General features: G+C 58.3%; 14 protein-coding genes. 9 read left to right on the top strand and 5 right to left on the bottom strand.

Features of this window, described 5'->3' with window-relative positions:
• Positions 1 to 9 precede the first annotated feature (9 nt).
• Positions 10 to 879, bottom strand: coding sequence for a glutaminyl-peptide cyclotransferase (locus I6I72_RS03040; protein ID WP_053085024.1), 870 nt, complete (start codon positions 877 to 879; stop codon positions 10 to 12).
• A gap of 80 nt (positions 880 to 959) precedes the next feature.
• Here I6I72_RS03040 and I6I72_RS03035 point away from each other — a divergent pair, with 80 nt between their 5' ends.
• The 3 genes from I6I72_RS03035 (at position 960) to I6I72_RS03025 (ending at position 3,884) form a co-directional block, all read left to right on the top strand.
• The gene (locus I6I72_RS03035) at positions 960 to 1,568 is read left to right on the top strand and encodes a DUF3027 domain-containing protein (RefSeq protein ID WP_049063626.1); all 609 of its coding nucleotides are present in this window, start codon (positions 960 to 962) and stop codon (positions 1,566 to 1,568) included.
• Between the two features lie 94 nt (positions 1,569 to 1,662).
• A complete protein-coding gene (locus I6I72_RS03030; protein ID WP_049147505.1) occupies positions 1,663 to 3,066 on the top strand; it encodes an NCS2 family permease in 1,404 nt (467 codons plus the stop codon).
• A 5-nt stretch (positions 3,067 to 3,071) separates the two neighbouring features.
• Positions 3,072 to 3,884, top strand: coding sequence for a TrmH family RNA methyltransferase (locus I6I72_RS03025; RefSeq protein WP_049147507.1), 813 nt, complete (start codon positions 3,072 to 3,074; stop codon positions 3,882 to 3,884).
• Here I6I72_RS03025 and I6I72_RS03020 read toward each other — a convergent pair.
• The 3 genes from I6I72_RS03020 to serC form a co-directional block, all read right to left on the bottom strand.
• The gene (locus I6I72_RS03020; protein WP_005530269.1) at positions 3,845 to 4,672 is read right to left on the bottom strand and encodes a DUF6928 family protein; all 828 of its coding nucleotides are present in this window, start codon (positions 4,670 to 4,672) and stop codon (positions 3,845 to 3,847) included. The two genes, I6I72_RS03025 and I6I72_RS03020, sit on opposite strands and share 40 nt — an antisense overlap.
• Positions 4,673 to 4,730: 58 nt before the next feature.
• Positions 4,731 to 5,981, bottom strand: coding sequence for a septation protein SepH (gene sepH, locus I6I72_RS03015; protein ID WP_049147509.1), 1,251 nt, complete (start codon positions 5,979 to 5,981; stop codon positions 4,731 to 4,733).
• 236 nt (positions 5,982 to 6,217) lie between these two features.
• On the bottom strand, positions 6,218 to 7,348 hold the full coding sequence (gene serC / locus I6I72_RS03010; RefSeq protein WP_046645063.1) for a phosphoserine transaminase: 1,131 nt from the start codon (positions 7,346 to 7,348) through the stop codon (positions 6,218 to 6,220).
• A 152-nt stretch (positions 7,349 to 7,500) separates the two neighbouring features.
• Between serC and I6I72_RS03005 the strand changes: the two genes are divergently transcribed.
• The 6 genes from I6I72_RS03005 to I6I72_RS02980 all read left to right on the top strand — a co-directional run bounded on the left by I6I72_RS03005 (position 7,501) and on the right by I6I72_RS02980 (position 13,870).
• Entirely contained in the window at positions 7,501 to 8,796 is a 1,296-nt protein-coding gene (locus I6I72_RS03005; RefSeq protein WP_080548627.1) for a citrate synthase, read from the top strand.
• A 246-nt stretch (positions 8,797 to 9,042) separates the two neighbouring features.
• Positions 9,043 to 9,399, top strand: a complete 357-nt coding sequence (locus I6I72_RS03000; protein ID WP_005530265.1) for an FKBP-type peptidyl-prolyl cis-trans isomerase — start codon at positions 9,043 to 9,045, stop codon at positions 9,397 to 9,399.
• Between the two features lie 113 nt (positions 9,400 to 9,512).
• On the top strand, positions 9,513 to 10,361 hold the full coding sequence (locus I6I72_RS02995; RefSeq protein ID WP_049063627.1) for an aldo/keto reductase: 849 nt from the start codon (positions 9,513 to 9,515) through the stop codon (positions 10,359 to 10,361).
• 385 nt (positions 10,362 to 10,746) lie between these two features.
• Positions 10,747 to 11,091 (top strand): DUF485 domain-containing protein, encoded by a 345-nt coding sequence (locus I6I72_RS02990; RefSeq protein ID WP_005530263.1) that lies wholly within the window; start codon positions 10,747 to 10,749, stop codon positions 11,089 to 11,091.
• A 2-nt stretch (positions 11,092 to 11,093) separates the two neighbouring features.
• Positions 11,094 to 12,746 (top strand): solute symporter family protein, encoded by a 1,653-nt coding sequence (locus tag I6I72_RS02985; RefSeq protein WP_005530262.1) that lies wholly within the window; start codon positions 11,094 to 11,096, stop codon positions 12,744 to 12,746.
• A 68-nt stretch (positions 12,747 to 12,814) separates the two neighbouring features.
• Positions 12,815 to 13,870, top strand: coding sequence for a hypothetical protein (locus I6I72_RS02980; protein ID WP_049147511.1), 1,056 nt, complete (start codon positions 12,815 to 12,817; stop codon positions 13,868 to 13,870).
• Here the strand turns inward: I6I72_RS02980 and I6I72_RS02975 are convergent.
• A complete protein-coding gene (locus tag I6I72_RS02975; RefSeq protein WP_034657208.1) occupies positions 13,845 to 14,825 on the bottom strand; it encodes a DUF1906 domain-containing protein in 981 nt (326 codons plus the stop codon). The genes I6I72_RS02980 and I6I72_RS02975 overlap by 26 nt on opposite strands.
• Positions 14,826 to 15,038: the final 213 nt, after the last annotated feature.

Below are 15,038 nucleotides of genomic sequence, written 5' to 3'. Positions count from 1 at the left end.
CAAAAAATCCTACTCGAACGTCACGCGATACAGATCAACCCACCGCTTGCCGGTGATCCAGTACTCATTCGTCCCAGGTATATGGGCGATTCCGTTGAGCACATCATTGATGGATGTGGGGCCATTTTCGTTGAGCCCGGAGGCATCAATCACTGCCGTAACCGCGCCAGACTGTGGGTCGATGCGCAGAATATCCTCGCTCATCCAGACGTTGGCGTAGACATTGCCGTCCACGCATTCCAGCTCGTTGATCTTCTCCACCGGCTGGCCTTCCAGCGTCACGTCGGTGCGTGGTGCTACTTCCTCGAAGGTCTCCGGATCGAGGTGGCGCAGCTGCGAGGAGCCATCGGACATGATGAGCTGCGTCTTGTCTGCGCCCAAAGCACATAGTCCCCAGCCCTCACCTTCGTAGGTCGCGCGGCCGACCTCCTCGAGAGTTACCGGGTCGCGCTTGACCGCCTGGCCAGCCTTCCAGGTCAATTGCCAGATGGCATCGGAAGTCTGCGCGATGCCTTCACCAAAGTATTCGGCGGGCAGCGAAACCTCTTGTGTGGCTTCTTCCGCGCCGGGTTTCACACGCATCAATCGGGACTGGCCGTATAGTCCAGTGCCCACCAAGAGGTTGCCGTCTGGGTCGACTTCGAGTCCTTGGGTAAACGTGTTCGGGATCATCTTGGTGTGTTCTTTCACGGAGACCTTGAGGTGCTCTACGGCCTCACCAGCCTCCTCACCTTTTTCACTGGAGGCAGGGGAGGCGCTGGTTGCTTCATCGGGGTTTGCGGGTGCATCGTTTGAGCAAGCGGCCAGAGCCCCCACGGTGCCGAGCGCTGCTGTGAGGGCCGTAATGCGGGATGGAAAAGACGTAATGAAAGAACCCATGCACGTTATTGTGCCTGATGTCGTGGATAATGTAGTGCGTGACTAAGCAAAATCAGCCAACGAACCCTCTTCTCACCGATATGGCAGTACGCATCGCCCGCGCAGCCGTGGACGAGGTAGGCGAGGGCGGCGTCGGAAAGCACCGTGGCGTCGCCGGAGTCGGCCGCAACGTTGCTACCCACCGCTTCGAGGCTGACATGCCCGGCTACCCAGGGTGGGAGTGGCAGGCCGTCGTGGCGTGTGCAGAGGGATCTCGATTTGTCACGGTCAATGAGGTTGCGCTGGTGCCTGGACAACAGGCCCTGCAGGCGCCGGAATGGGTTCCTTACACCGACCGCGTGCGGCCAGGCGACCTAGGGCCGGGTGACCTCATGCCGCCCGCGCTTGACGACGACCGCCTAGCTGATGGAAAGCTCTCCGCTACGGGCCTGGAGCGCGCTAAGAATAGGTGGCGCACCGGAGCCTTTGGCCCTAATACGGATATGGCTTCGCAGGCTCCGCTGCAGTGTAAAACGTGCGCGTTTTATCTCGAATTGATGCCGAATTTTGGCGTGTGTGCCAATGAATACTCTGCCGATGGTCGTGTGGTGCACGCCACCTATGGATGTGGTGCGCACTCAGAAACGAAAGTTCGGGAAGAGGGATCCATCACGGAAATTGCTTTCGATGACGAAAGACCTATTTACTAGCGCATTCATGGTTTGCTTTCTTTAGCTCTAAAGGTAAGACTAGGCCAGTAAAATTTAATCCTCCTGGCACTAGGTAAAGGGGCTCTCTTAAGCGATGAACGCAGCTCTCGATCGATATTTCAAAATCTCTGAACGCGGTTCCACCGTGGGGACTGAGATCCGCGCTGGCGTGGTCTCCTTCTTCGCGATGGCCTACATCATCCTCCTCAACCCGCTGATTCTGGGCACCGCACCGGACTCCGCCGGACACACGCTCGGCGTCCCACAGGTGGCCGCAGCTACCGCGCTGATCGCGGGTATCATGACCATCGCTTTTGGTGCCATCGCTCGCTACCCGTTCGGCATGGCTGCGGGCTTGGGCATGAACACCTTCGTGGCCGTCACCATGGTCTCTACCAAGGGCCTGGAGTGGAAAGAAGCCATGGGCCTCGTGGTCATCGAGGGTATCATCATCGTCTTGCTGGCCATCTCCGGCTTCCGCCAGGCTGTCTTCGATGCCATCCCGGCTTCGATGAAGGCTGCCATGGGCGTGGGTATCGGCATGTTCATCGCCATCATCGGCTTTGTGGACGGTGGCTTTGTCACCCGTGTTCCTGACGCAGCGCACACCACCGTTCCGGTGGGCTTGGGCATTAACGGCTCGATTGCTACCTGGCCTGCATTTGTCTTCGTAGTAGGTCTTATCATCTGTGCCTTCATGGTTATCCGCAAGGTCCGCGGAGGACTGTTCTTGGGCATCGTGATCACCACCATCATCGCCATGATTCTGCAGGCTATTTTTGGTTCTGAGGATTGGGGCATGGCAACGCCTGAGATGCCCGGCTCCTTGGGCGGCGCACCAGACCTATCCATTGTTGGAGAAGTCAGCCTGGTGGGTGCCTTTACCAAGCTGGGCGTTGTGGCGACTGTGCTGCTTATCTTTACCCTGTTGCTGACCAACTTCTTCGACGCCATGGGCACCATGAACGGTCTGGGCAAGCAGGCTGGTTTGGTCGATGAGAACGATAATCTTCCGGACATGCGCACCGCGCTGGTCGTGGAGGGTGCCGGTGCAGTTGCCGGTGGTTTGGGTTCGGTTTCCTCGAACACAGTCTTTGCCGACTCCGCGGCGGGCATCGGTGATGGTGCCAAGACCGGTCTTGCCAACATCACCACGGGCGTCATCTTCTTGCTTGCCATGTTCCTGACCCCGCTCTACGAGATCGTCCCAATCGAGGCTGCCGCCCCGGTTCTGGTTATCGTCGGTGTGATGATGGCCAGCCAGCTCAAAGACATCGAGTGGACCAAGATGGAGGTCGCCATCCCGGCATTCCTGACCATCGTGGTCATGCCGTTTACCTACTCCATCGCTAACGGCATCGGTGTAGGCTTCATCGCCTTCGCTTTGATGTCCGCTTTTGCCGGTAAGGCAAAGCAGGTGCACTGGATTATGTGGCTGATTGCCGCGCTCTTTGTTGTCTACTTCGGAATGACTCCAATTACTAACGCGCTAAGCTAGCGTGCATGCGTGAAGTAATTTCTGGCCCTTTAGACCCTCGTCTTGACGACGTCCGCGACTTAAATAAGTCGGACAAGTCAGGCGAGGGTCTAGTCATTGCCGAGGGTCACCTCGTGGTCTCCCGTCTCGCGGAGTCTCGTTTCCCTCTGCGCTGCATCGTAGGGTTTGGTTCCAAGCTCGACGCTTACGTCGAGGAGTACGGCGATCCAGGCTGCCCTATGTACGAGGTGACTAGGGAGACGCTCGCGCAGGTGGCGGGCTTTGACATGCACCGTGGCTTGGTAGCGGCAGCTGACCGCGCGGCGGAGCCGACTCTGGAGGAAATCCTGCGCACTGCGAAGACAGTGGTGGTGCTCGAAGGGGTGGGAGACCACGAGAATATCGGTGCCATTTTCCGCAATGCGGCGGGAATGGACGTCGACGCCGTGCTCTTAGGATCGGGCGCTGCGGACCCGCTATACCGCCGTTCCGTGCGCGTGTCCATGGGGCATGTTCTGCGTCTCCCCTTCGCTCACCTGGATGGCGGTTACACCACGTGGCAGCGATCCTTGCAGGTGCTTCGAGACGCCAATTTTCGCCTTGTTTCGCTGACCCCTCACCCGGAGGCGGTGCACCTGGCGCAGGCGCTGCACGGCGCTGAGAAGGTGGCTCTCCTGGTCGGTGCGGAGGGCCCGGGCCTTACCGAACATGCAATGAAGGCCACCGATGTGCGTGCCCGCATACCGATGGCCCCTGGAACCGATTCTTTGAATGTGGCCACCTCTGCGGCCATTGCGTTCTACGAACGCCAGCGGTCCCGAATCGACTTCGAGGTCTGACGGACGTAGTCGCTCACGAGGCGACCCAAACGCTTGGCAGTCTTGAGGATCTCCTCGCCGGTGGATTCCGGCTCGAGGTCGTGGTCTTCGTAATCGTCGTAGTCATTGAACCCAAGCTTCGACACGGAAGCCGATGCTAGGTCGCCAAGGCTGCGCTTGTGTTGCGGCTTGGCTACTTTGGGTTCTGGGCGCCCGTCGGTGGCATAGCCCACCACGTCCAGGTCAGGGCCATCGGTGTTGACGTCGATGCCGAGCCAATAAGATTGCGCTGCCTCCATGATGCCGCGTGGCTCAAATGGCAAGGAGATGCCGCCCACGGGCTCGTATTTCTCGCCAGCCCAGTACGGCGCCTCGAAAGGCTCGGGTAGGCCCGTATCTTCCATGACGTTGAAGCGAGTGCCGCACAGGCAGCGCTTTAGGCTGCCGGCGGTCCAGTGGGCGAAGCCGGCGTAGCCGGTGCCTTCTTGAGTAGCGAAGGCATAGATTTCCAGGGCAGGTACCGCGTTGAGGAGGCTGTCCGGAAGCTGGGAGAGCACCAGCTGGTCCTCTTCGATTACGGTCTGCACCACAGTCACGCCAGGGTATCCGCCGATGTAATACTCGCTATCGCCAGCTTGGGCAGAGCGGTTTAGCGGGAACTGGCCGATGGGGGTCACGGGCAGCTTGGGGTTGAGCTGTGCCAAAAACTTTCGCCCAAAGCCGCGGTCAGCTTTGGGTTCGGTGCGCAAGATTGCGGCAGGGTCTTCCGCGGTGACGTACCAGAGAGTGAGAACAGGTTTATGGTTCACGACAAACTACTCGCTTAACTTCTAACGATGAGGTTTAAGCACTCGATTCCCGTGCGGCTTACTCGCGCGGGCGCTTGGCGTTGGAACGCACTCCCAGCAGGACGTCCTCCCAACGCGGCGTCACAGCGCGGCGGCGACGGCTCTTTGGCTTGGGCTCGGCTGATGGGTTCTGTAGGAAATCCTCGTCAGCGGCATCGGCATCGTCGGACTTTGCGGTGCTATGGGAAGCGTTGGTATCGGCATCGGAACCAGCGGTGGTGCCAGCGTCCTTGTTGCTATCCGGTACTGCCGGGATGTCGTCGCGCGTGATCTCGGAAGCTGTGTCTTCGTCTGCGTCGGCTGCTGAATCTAGGTCAGGTGTAGATGCGGTGGAGACTACGGTCGGCGCGGTGAAGTCGGTGATGTTGGTGATGTTGGTGACTCCGATTGGGGTGTCGCCGTCGATCGCCTTGTCGTAGCGCTCGCCGCGTCCCACGGACGTCAAGGAGCGAACCGGCTGCACGAAGTCCGGGTCGGTGAGATCTGCGGCGACAGAGTTGCGTGCCTCAACTGTGGCAGGGGAAGACATAGTCTGCTTGAAGGTCCACTCTGCCTCGTTCTCAGACAAGCCAGCTTTCCAGGTGATGCGAACTACCCAGGGTTCGCCCTGGTGGCGGTAGGCATCCCAAGTAGCTTCAGAAAGTGAGTGGCCGCGGGCTGCGAAGGCGGTGGCCAGAATCTCCCACAAAGTGAGCTTGGCTGGGCCATCTTCGCGTACTGGGTGAGCCTGCTTGGCAATCTCGGCGATGCGTGCGCGCTCCAATAGGACAGGGTGTGCAAAAGGCTCGATGCGGGATTCCGGAGCACCGATTTCCTCAGCGATCTCGGCTGCGGAGGCACCAGCGCGGATACGGGTCTGAATCTCTGCGGGGCGCAGGCTAATTGCGTGCGGACGCGACTCGTTGTGGTCGCGAGAGGAGCCGCCAGAAGTGTGCGACGAAGCCGCGGAAAGCGACGGGCGACCCATGTCAACAGCGGGCTGGGAATCGGAAGAACCAGCTGCGCTTCCTGCAGTGGAGTCTGCATCAGCAGAATCCGCGGACTCGGTCTCAGCGGTATCCGCGGTGTCGTCGGGATGCGACTCTGCGGCTACGGAAGAGGAGGAAGGAAGGCTGGAAATGCTGCCCCAGGAATCTTCTTCGGGCTGTGGAGCGTGCAGAATCTCGCGGAGGTCATCCGTTACTGCGAGGAAGAACTCTTCGCCTTCCTCAGTCTGCATGACCAAAGAAGTAGTGGTTGAGTCGCTTTTTGCGAGGAAGAGCTCGCGCATTGAGGGCGCTCCTTTTGCTTGTCGACGGATTCGATCGATACCTCATAACAGTTATTAGATTGAAGCCGAAGCATAAGCCTTAGCGGTTTGTGGGACGGACATCAATGGCCAATGCATTGTTATTAAGGCAGTCAGGCGTACCCCAAAGAGTACGTGTGATGGAATCCACTTTAACCCAGAAATGCCCCGTGCTCGGGGAGGAACGCGGGGCATGTTGGCTCTAGTGCAGGCTGTATTTAGCGGTTGTCCAGCACGTAGTCGATGGCCTGAGTGAGCTTGGCGACGTCCGCCGGGTCGATCGCCGGGAACATTCCGATGCGCAGCTGGTTGCGGCCCAACTTGCGGTACGGTTCAACGTCCAAGATTCCATTCGCACGCAGCGTCTTTGCCACGGCTGCTGCATCGACCGAATCATCGAAGTCGATGGTGCCAACTACCAGCGAGCGACCTGCAGGATCAGCAACGAATGGGGTTGCTTCGCTGCGGCCTTCGGCCCAGTTGTAGAGGATGCTCGAGGATTGCGTGGTGCGGGCAACCATCGCGTCCAAGCCGCCCTGCTCGTTCATCCACTGAACCTGGTTCTCCAGCATCAGCAAGGTAGAGACTGCCGGGGTGTTGTAGGTCTGGTTCTTGCGGGAGTTATCCACGGCGGTCTGCAGGTTGAGGAAGGCCGGGATGAAACGATCGGAGGCGTTGATCTTCTCGATACGCTCCAGTGCGACAGGGGAGACTGCAGCGAGCCAGATGCCGCCGTCCGAAGCGAAGCATTTCTGAGGGGAGAAGTAGTAGACGTCAGCATCGGCCATGTTCACTGGCAGGCCGCCTGCACCGGAGGTGGCGTCGATGACGACCAGCTGATCGGCGTTGTCCGGATTGGGGCGCACGACGTTGACCATGGCGCCGGTAGAAGTCTCGTTGTGAGCCCAAGCGAAAACGTCGGCGCCTTCAGAGTTGGCCTCACGAGGATCTGGGGCGGTGCCAGCCAGGTAATCGTTAATGATGGGCTCATCGAGCCATGGGGCTTTGGAACTTGCCTTGGCAAACTTTGAAGAGAACTCGCCATAAGTCAGGTGGGCGGACTTCTTCTCGATTAGACCAAATGTTGCTGCGTCCCAAAAAGCAGTGGCGCCACCGAGGGATAAAATGATCTCGTAACCGTCAGGCAAAGAGTAGAAATTGCTCAAGCCCTCGCGGATGGAACCGACCACATTTTTAACGGCGGGCTGGCGGTGAGAAGTGCCGATAATGGTCTCCGCGGCATTGGAAATTGCCTCAATTTGGGCGGGGCGAACCTTGGACGGTCCGCATCCAAAACGGCCGTCGGAGGGGAGTAGATCTGCAGGCAGGACGAGTTCTGTGTTGGTCATGCGGGATAGTGTAGCCCAATTTCGATTGGCCTATTGGTGGAAGTTGAAAATACCTGATGTTGGCAGCGTCACAACTTTTGATAAAGTGTGAAGAGATTTAAAGGATCTTGCCGGCATGAATCCGGCGTTAAATGTTGAGAAAGGATCAACAAGTGGCTTCTGAAGACAACAAGGTTGTTCTCCACTACCCAGGTGGCGAGTACGAGATGGACATTAAGCAGTCCACCGAAGGCGACTCTGGTTTTGATATTGGCAAGCTTCGCAATGAGACGGGTCTCGTTACCTTTGACCCGGGCTACGCAGCCACCGGTTCCACCGAGTCCAAGATCACCTTCATCAATGGTGAGGAGGGCATTCTTCGCCACCGCGGTTATGACATCGCTGACCTGGCAAACAACGCCACCTTCAACGAGGTCTCTTACCTCTTGATCAAGGGTGAGCTGCCAAACCAGGAGCAGCTGGCCGAGTTTAATAACGAGATCCGTCACCACACCTTGCTGGATGAGGACTTTAAGGCACAGTTCAACATCTTCCCGCGTAACGCGCACCCGATGGCCGTTCTGGCTTCCTCGGTTAACATTCTTTCCACCTACTACCAGGACCAGCTCGATCCGCTGGATGAGGAGCAGCTCGATAAGGCTACCGTTCGCCTCCTGGCTAAGGTGCCAATGCTGGCTGCATACGCATACCGTGCATCGCAGGGTAAGCCTTACATGTACCCGGATAACAAGCTGAACGCTCGCGAGAACTTCCTGCGCATGATGTTTGGTTACCCAACTGAGGAGTACGAGGTTGACCCAGTTGTCTCCAAGGCCCTCGATAAGCTGCTCATCCTGCACGCTGACCACGAGCAGAACTGCTCCACTTCCACCGTCCGCATGATTGGTTCTGCTCAGGCAAACCTCTTCGTTGCCATTGCTGGTGGCATCAACGCTCTGTCCGGCCCTCTGCACGGTGGTGCAAACCAGGCCGTTCTGGAGATGCTGGATGATATCCAGAAGAACAACGGTGGCGACGCAACTGACTTCATGAACCGCGTGAAGAACAAGGAAAAGGGCGTTCGCCTGATGGGCTTCGGCCACCGCGTGTACAAGAACTACGACCCACGTGCTGCCATCGTCAAGGAGACTGCACACGAGATTCTCGAGCACCTCGGTGGCGACCCAATGCTGGATCTGGCAATGGACCTCGAGAAGATCGCTCTCGAGGACGATTACTTCGTGTCCCGCAAGCTGTACCCGAACGTCGACTTCTACACCGGTCTTATCTACCGTGCGATGGGCTTCCCAACCGACTTCTTCACCGTACTGTTCGCAATCGGCCGTCTCCCAGGCTGGATTGCGCAGTACCGTGAGCAGCTGGAATTCAACACCAAGATCAACCGTCCGCGTCAGATCTACACCGGTGAGACCCTGCGCAAGGTTACCCCGCGCGCGGAGCGTGCATAAGCACTCCACTTTCTGCACGCTAGTAGTGCGATTGAGAGCTTGCGCTGTCTAGCTTGAGCTAGACGACGAGGCCCGTAAATCGTCCTAGGGTGCACAAATGAAGCCGAATTGCAGTTGAACCCGTATACTGGGAACACTGTGGTTCGGCTTTTATCGTTCTGACTAACCCGATTCTCACCGTGAGGCGGGAAGAAGGTTGGGTGTCGAACCTATAAAACAAACGTTTCCCAAGGAGGATTTTCCCCAATGGATAAGCCCGTAATTGAGGCTCATACTGAGCCGGCCCCGACTGAGCTGGTTATCGAGGACATCGTTGTTGGCGATGGCGCAGAGGCACAGCCGGGTGGCTTCGTAGAGGTTCACTACGTGGGCGTCTCGTACGAGGATAACCAGGAGTTCGACTCTTCCTGGGGTCGTGGCCAGTCCATCGAGTTCCCGCTGACCGGTCTCATCGCCGGCTGGCAGGAAGGTATCCCCGGGATGAAGGTCGGCGGTCGCCGCAAGCTCATCATCCCGCCGGAGAAGGCTTATGGCCCAGCCGGCGGTGCGCACCCACTCGCTGGTCGCACCTTGGTCTTCGTTATTGACCTTATTCGCGCCTAAGACAGTTCTCTTTTACCCCGTCTGTCATCATCGCAAGATGATAGCTTGCGGGGTTTTCTAATCACCTAAGCCTTCTTGGCCCATTGCATGGGAATCTCGTGCACAATGGAGACATGAGTGTCCCATTTATCCCTTTTAATGATGACCGCGAGATGCCGCAGCTGGGTCTCGGAACCTACAAGATGACCGGCGATGAGTGCATCAACGCCGTACGCGAGGCAATTGACCTCGGCTACCGTCACTTTGACACCGCGACCCTCTATGAGAACGAAGCTGAGCTGGGGCAGGCGCTTAACGACGCCATGCGGGCCGGCGACGTCACGCGCGACGAGCTCTTCATCACCTCCAAGGTCTGGCACGATAGCCACGGTGCCAACAAAGTTGATGCGGCCTTCAGTGAATCCCTCAAGAAGCTGCAGCTGGATTACCTGGACCTCTACCTTATTCATTGGCCATGGCCGCAAGGTGGGCTGTACGTAGAGACCTTCGAAGAGATGGCTCGTTTGCAGGGCATGGGGCAGATCGCATCCATTGGTGTTGCGAACTTCTACGAAGAGACCCTGCAGGAACTCATCGCCCGGACTGGCATCGTGCCAGTCCTCAACCAGGTGGAGCTGCACCCAGGCTTCACGCAGCCGGAACTGCGTGAGTTCCACAACGAACATGACATTGTCACCGAGGCTTGGTCGCCGCTTGCTAGGGGAGAGGTAATCAACAACCCTGACGTTAAGGCTGTTGCCGCGAAGCATGAGGCAACGGCAGGTCAGGTCGCCATTGCCTACCTGCTGGCCAAGGGAATCTCCGTTATCCCTAAGTCGCGTAAGCGCGAGCGTTTGGTTGAAAACCTCGCTGCTGCGGAGCTCGAACTTAGCCGTGATGATATTGCTGTCCTCGATGGCCTTGAGGTCGGGGGAGACGGTAGCGGACGCTTGTACAAGGACCCACGCGAGTTCCCTGGCTAAAGCGCACGATAGACCTGCAGTGGCAGTGTGAGGTGGTAGCGCCTCGCGCTGCCACTTTTGCTTTTATGGGACTGCGATCTTTGCCACACCTTGATTCACAAAATTTGCAATGTGCAGTTCTTTCGATTTTGGGGGTACTTTGCTAATTGTTAACTCTGCAGGTAAGGGCGCTTAAAGGGGGTGGCTAAGTCTTGCGAATTCAAATTTTCTTGGCAAGGTTTACAACCTTGCAATGTGAGTTGGGTAACTTACTTTCCAGACGAAACGTGATGAATGCCACCGCGTCCATTCAAGGATTCTCTTCAATCCTGGGTGGTTTCGCGAGGGCAGGGTCACGCTCGTGAATGACATTTTGTGAAATAGGACAACCCACAAGGAGAGCGCCATGAGTAACTCACCTGCCTCGATTCCTACCCGTCGCGAGCCGACGGCGCAGGAGTTCATCGAGATGCGCGACAGTGCGCAGTTTAAAGAGTTGCGCGGAGCTTACCGCAACTTCACCTTCCCGATGACCATCGCCTTTTTCGTGTGGTACGTCGTCTACGTCCTCGCTGCAGTCTTCGCCCCAGACCTTATGGGCACCGAGCTCGGCGGCGGCTGGAACGTAGGCCTCGTCTTCGGTATCGCCCAGTTCGTGACCACCTTCGCGATTACCTGGATTTACGTTAAATACGCAAACAAGAACATCGAGCCGCGTTCGGCCGCTATCCGTGAAGCATTGGAGGGCTAAAGATGCTGACTTACAACCTCGCTGCAGAAACTGCAGACTCGGCTGCCGGCAACCCGGTACTCAACATCGCTGTGTTCGGTGCCTTCCTCGTTATCACCATGTGGGTGGTTCTGCGAGCAGGCAAGTCCACTAAGGAAGCCTCTGACTTCTACACCGGCGGTGGTTCCTTCTCCGGACGCCAGAACGGCCTGGCAATCTCCGGTGACTACCTCTCCGCGGCTTCCTTCCTCGGCATCGTCGGCGCTGTGGCGCTGACCGGTTACGACGGATTCCTCTACTCCGTAGGCTTCTTCGTGGCCTGGCTGGTCGCGCTGATGCTCGTGGCCGAGCCAATGCGTAACGTTGGCCGCTTCACCATGGCGGACGTTTTGTCCTTCCGCCTGAAGCAGCGCCCAGTTCGCGTGGCTGCGGCTATCTCCACGCTGTTTGTTTCTTTGTTCTACCTCATCGCTCAGATGGCCGGTGCAGGCTCCCTGGTTTCCGTTCTGCTGGACATTCATGACTTCACCTGGCAGGCAGTCGTCGTCGGCATCGTCGGCATCCTCATGATCGTCTACGTTCTCGTTGGCGGTATGAAGGGCACCACCTACGTCCAGATGATCAAGGCTGTCCTGCTGGTTACCGGCGTCGTGGCAATGTGCGCCATGACCTTCTTCGCCATCAAGGGCGGCTTCAGCACCCTGTTCTCTGACGCTATCGACATGCACGCTGGCTCTGACTACATCAAGGAGAAGGGCTACGAGGCCTCCCAGATCATGGAGCCAGGCCTGAAGTATGGCAAGTCCCTCACCACCAAGCTTGACTTCATCTCCCTGGGTATCGCTCTGGTCCTCGGCGTTGGCGGCCTGCCACACGTTCTGATGCGCTTCTACACCGTGCCTACCGCAACTGAGGCTCGTCGTTCCGTTACCTGGGCCATCGTCATCATCGGTGCTTTCTACCTGATGACCCTCATCCTGGGCTACGGCGCTGCTGCACTGGTTGGTCCGGACCGCATCCTCGCCGCACCGGGCGGCGCAAACGCCGCGGCACCGCTGCTGGCGCTGGAGCTGGGTGGCTCTGTATTCATGGCAGTCATCTCCGCAGTGGCCTTCGCTACCGTTCTGGCCGTCGTTGCAGGTCTTGCCATCACCGCTTCCGCGTCCATTGCACACGACGTCTACCACTCCGTCATCCGTAACGGCGAGTCCACCGAGGCTGAGCAGGTTCGCGTCTCCCAGATCACCGTTGTGGTCCTCGGCATCGTGTCTATCATCCTGGGCATCCTCGCCATGACTCAGAACGTCGCCTTCCTGGTCTCCCTTGCCTTCGCAGTGGCTGCGTCTGCAAACTTGCCGACCATCCTGTACTCCCTGTACTGGCGCCGCTTCAACACCGCAGGTGCTGTGGCCTCCATGTACACCGGTGTTATCTCCTGCTTGCTCCTCATCTTCTTCTCCCCGGCAGTATCCGGTACCGAGACCTCGATGTTCCCGAACGCAGATTGGGCACTGTTCCCGCTGTCCTCGCCAGGCATCGTCTCCATCCCGCTGTCCTTCCTGGCTGGCTGGATTGTCTCCCTGATGACCCCGCCGGACAACTTCGAAGAGCTCTCCGCTGAGATGGAAGTTCGCTCCCTGACCGGCGTTGGCGTTGAGGCGCCAGTCGACCACTAAAGCACACAAGGGACTGCAGTACTATCTAGACCGTGCTTAGTTCTTTTCTAGAAACGAAGGCGGCTCCGATGAGGTTCGGGGCCGCCCTCGCCGCGTTTTCAGTCGCCGGCTCGCTGCTCGTCGCCTGCACACCCGCAGATGAGCGCGCAGCGCAGGAGAAGGGGGCGTCGTCAAGCGCTGCTGCAGCCCGTGCCGCCGAGCACGAGAAGGGCGACGCGGACCTGAATGGGCAGCCTGATTCGGTGAGCCAATTCCTAGGTGGCGAAGACCACCAGCAACTGAGCTACTACCGCGTGGGGGACGGCATGCGGATGGCCACCAAGAACGAGCATGAGCCGCGTCCTGCCCTCAGCCTCATCAAGCTCTACATCGCTACCTATGTGTTGGAAGAGGGCTCCTTCAATGACAAGTACGAAGCCCTGGACATGATTGCGAACTCTTCCGATACCAGCGCGGAAGACCTCTTTAACAAGTACCCGAAGTCCATTGATGCCATTGCCAAGGAATACGGCCTTTTGAACACCAAGGCCGGGGATAAGTGGGGTACCTCGGTGACGTCGACCTATGACGTCGTGCGCTTTGTTGTGCAGCTGTTGGAAGACGACCCTACACACCCTGTTCTTGTGGCGATGGCCCACGCCGATCCCGTCTCGGAGGACGGTTACGAGCAAGACTACGGCACCGCCAAGCTGCAGAACGTGGTGGGAACAAAGTGGGGCTGGTCGAATGATAAGACTCTGCACTCCTCAGTTTCCTTCGGCAGGAACTTCGTGGTGGCGGCCTCTGTCACCGGCAGCGCCGATGATCTCACCAAGTTTGTGAAGTCTGAGGTCACCGCGGAAAACCTTCGCGAGGGCACCACCCGTTTCCATAAGTCCCTGAGTGGGGAAGAAGTGGAGACGACCACGGCATCGAAGACGACGATCACCGTAACCTCCACCGCGAAGAAGGACTCTGACAAAGCGGATAAGTCCTCGAGCGCTAAGCAGGAGCCTTCCGAATCGAAGAAGGAAACCTCTGCAAAGCAAAGTGGGGTTGATAAGAAAAAGCCCGCGCCATCGGCACGGGCTAAAGCGACGTCGTCAACCTCGCAGACTTCTACTTCATCGCGTTCTGCAAAGTAGCAATCAGGTCAACGGCTCCCTTGACCTGTTCTTGGGATACGGACGAGCCTCCAATGCGGATGCCGTTGGCGTCAACGCGCGGCATCGTAACGCCCGGGGCCATCGACTCCACCTGGGAGCTTAACGCACCTAGTGCATCTGAGGAGCCTGCCGGAATCGACGGTGCGGGTGCCGGGGTAGCAGTTCCTGGCTTGGATGGCGCAGCCGGTGCTGGCGCTGCCTGGCCGGGCGTCCACTGACCCCAGTCGCGTGCGTAGACGTGGTTGATATCCACGGTCACGCCATCTACCACGCGCTGCGCGGAGCCCGGCAGCTGGTGGATGGTGGTGCGTGGGTGGATCTTTCCACCTGAACCCCAATCGTGCATCCAGTAGAAGGAGCCGATGCGGTCCTGCACGCACCACTCGATGGTGTTGTAGTTTCCGTAAACGCCGGTCTGGTAGCCCGCCGCGGAAAGCAGCTTGGAGAAAGCCTGCAGGTAGGGCTTGATCTGCTGGTCGTACTGCGCGCGGGTGGGGTTGTCATCGATGGCGATGTAGATCGGGCGGTTGGTTGGGCCGCCCGCAGCTTTGTGGATGGCGATTGCCTGCGGTGCGTGCACAGCAGCGCCCGCAGCGCCTTGCTTCCAGTCGGCGGTTTCTGCGCGGCCGAACTGATAGATGGAGGCCGTGGCCAAGCCAAGGGCGGCGTTGGCCTTGGTTTCCTTCAATGTCACAGGCTTGCCGGTCATCCAGGTCTCAGTGCCAGGGCGGCGCTGGGACACGTAACGAATGGCGCCCAGGTGGCCGGCGTTCTTGATTGCCTGTGGGGAAGGAACACCCACGGCGAAGTCGATGATGGTGCCGAGAACCGGGCCCAACGCGAGCGCGGAGGGGGCTTGGGCACTGACGACGCCCGCGGTAAGGACCACAGCGCCTGCCTTAAACAGGGAACGGCGGTTGAAGGTTGCAGACACGGTGACTTACTCCTTGTACATGAACTTTGAAAGCGAGAGCGAAGTTGAGCGCGAGATTACGCAAGCTAATTAACTTTTATCACTTTAGTTAACAAATGTACCGTAGTATGTGGCGTGTCTCGTGCATGGATGCATGCAGATCCGCAGCGCACAGCAGATTAGAGATCTAGGATTAAGCAATACCGCTTGAGGTCGTCCGCGACTGAAACGACG

It is taken from the genome of Corynebacterium striatum (assembly GCF_016728105.1).
GTDB lineage: Bacteria > Actinomycetota > Actinomycetes > Mycobacteriales > Mycobacteriaceae > Corynebacterium > Corynebacterium striatum.
This window is presented reverse-complemented; position numbering and strand designations above follow the sequence as displayed.

What these genes read in the sequence shown, in the direction of transcription:
- I6I72_RS03040 (WP_053085024.1), bottom strand. Translation starts at nt 879, where the DNA reads ATGGGTTCTTTCATTACGTCTTTTCCATCCCGCATTACGGCCCTCACA.
- I6I72_RS03035 (WP_049063626.1), top strand. Translation starts at nt 960, where the DNA reads ATGGCAGTACGCATCGCCCGCGCAGCCGTGGACGAGGTAGGCGAGGGC.
- I6I72_RS03030 (WP_049147505.1), top strand. Translation starts at nt 1,663, where the DNA reads ATGAACGCAGCTCTCGATCGATATTTCAAAATCTCTGAACGCGGTTCC.
- I6I72_RS03025 (WP_049147507.1), top strand. Translation starts at nt 3,072, where the DNA reads ATGCGTGAAGTAATTTCTGGCCCTTTAGACCCTCGTCTTGACGACGTC.
- sepH (WP_049147509.1), bottom strand. Translation starts at nt 5,981, where the DNA reads ATGCGCGAGCTCTTCCTCGCAAAAAGCGACTCAACCACTACTTCTTTG.
- serC (WP_046645063.1), bottom strand. Translation starts at nt 7,348, where the DNA reads ATGACCAACACAGAACTCGTCCTGCCTGCAGATCTACTCCCCTCCGAC.
- I6I72_RS03000 (WP_005530265.1), top strand. Translation starts at nt 9,043, where the DNA reads ATGGATAAGCCCGTAATTGAGGCTCATACTGAGCCGGCCCCGACTGAG.
- I6I72_RS02995 (WP_049063627.1), top strand. Translation starts at nt 9,513, where the DNA reads ATGAGTGTCCCATTTATCCCTTTTAATGATGACCGCGAGATGCCGCAG.
- I6I72_RS02990 (WP_005530263.1), top strand. Translation starts at nt 10,747, where the DNA reads ATGAGTAACTCACCTGCCTCGATTCCTACCCGTCGCGAGCCGACGGCG.
- I6I72_RS02985 (WP_005530262.1), top strand. Translation starts at nt 11,094, where the DNA reads ATGCTGACTTACAACCTCGCTGCAGAAACTGCAGACTCGGCTGCCGGC.
- I6I72_RS02980 (WP_049147511.1), top strand. Translation starts at nt 12,815, where the DNA reads ATGAGGTTCGGGGCCGCCCTCGCCGCGTTTTCAGTCGCCGGCTCGCTG.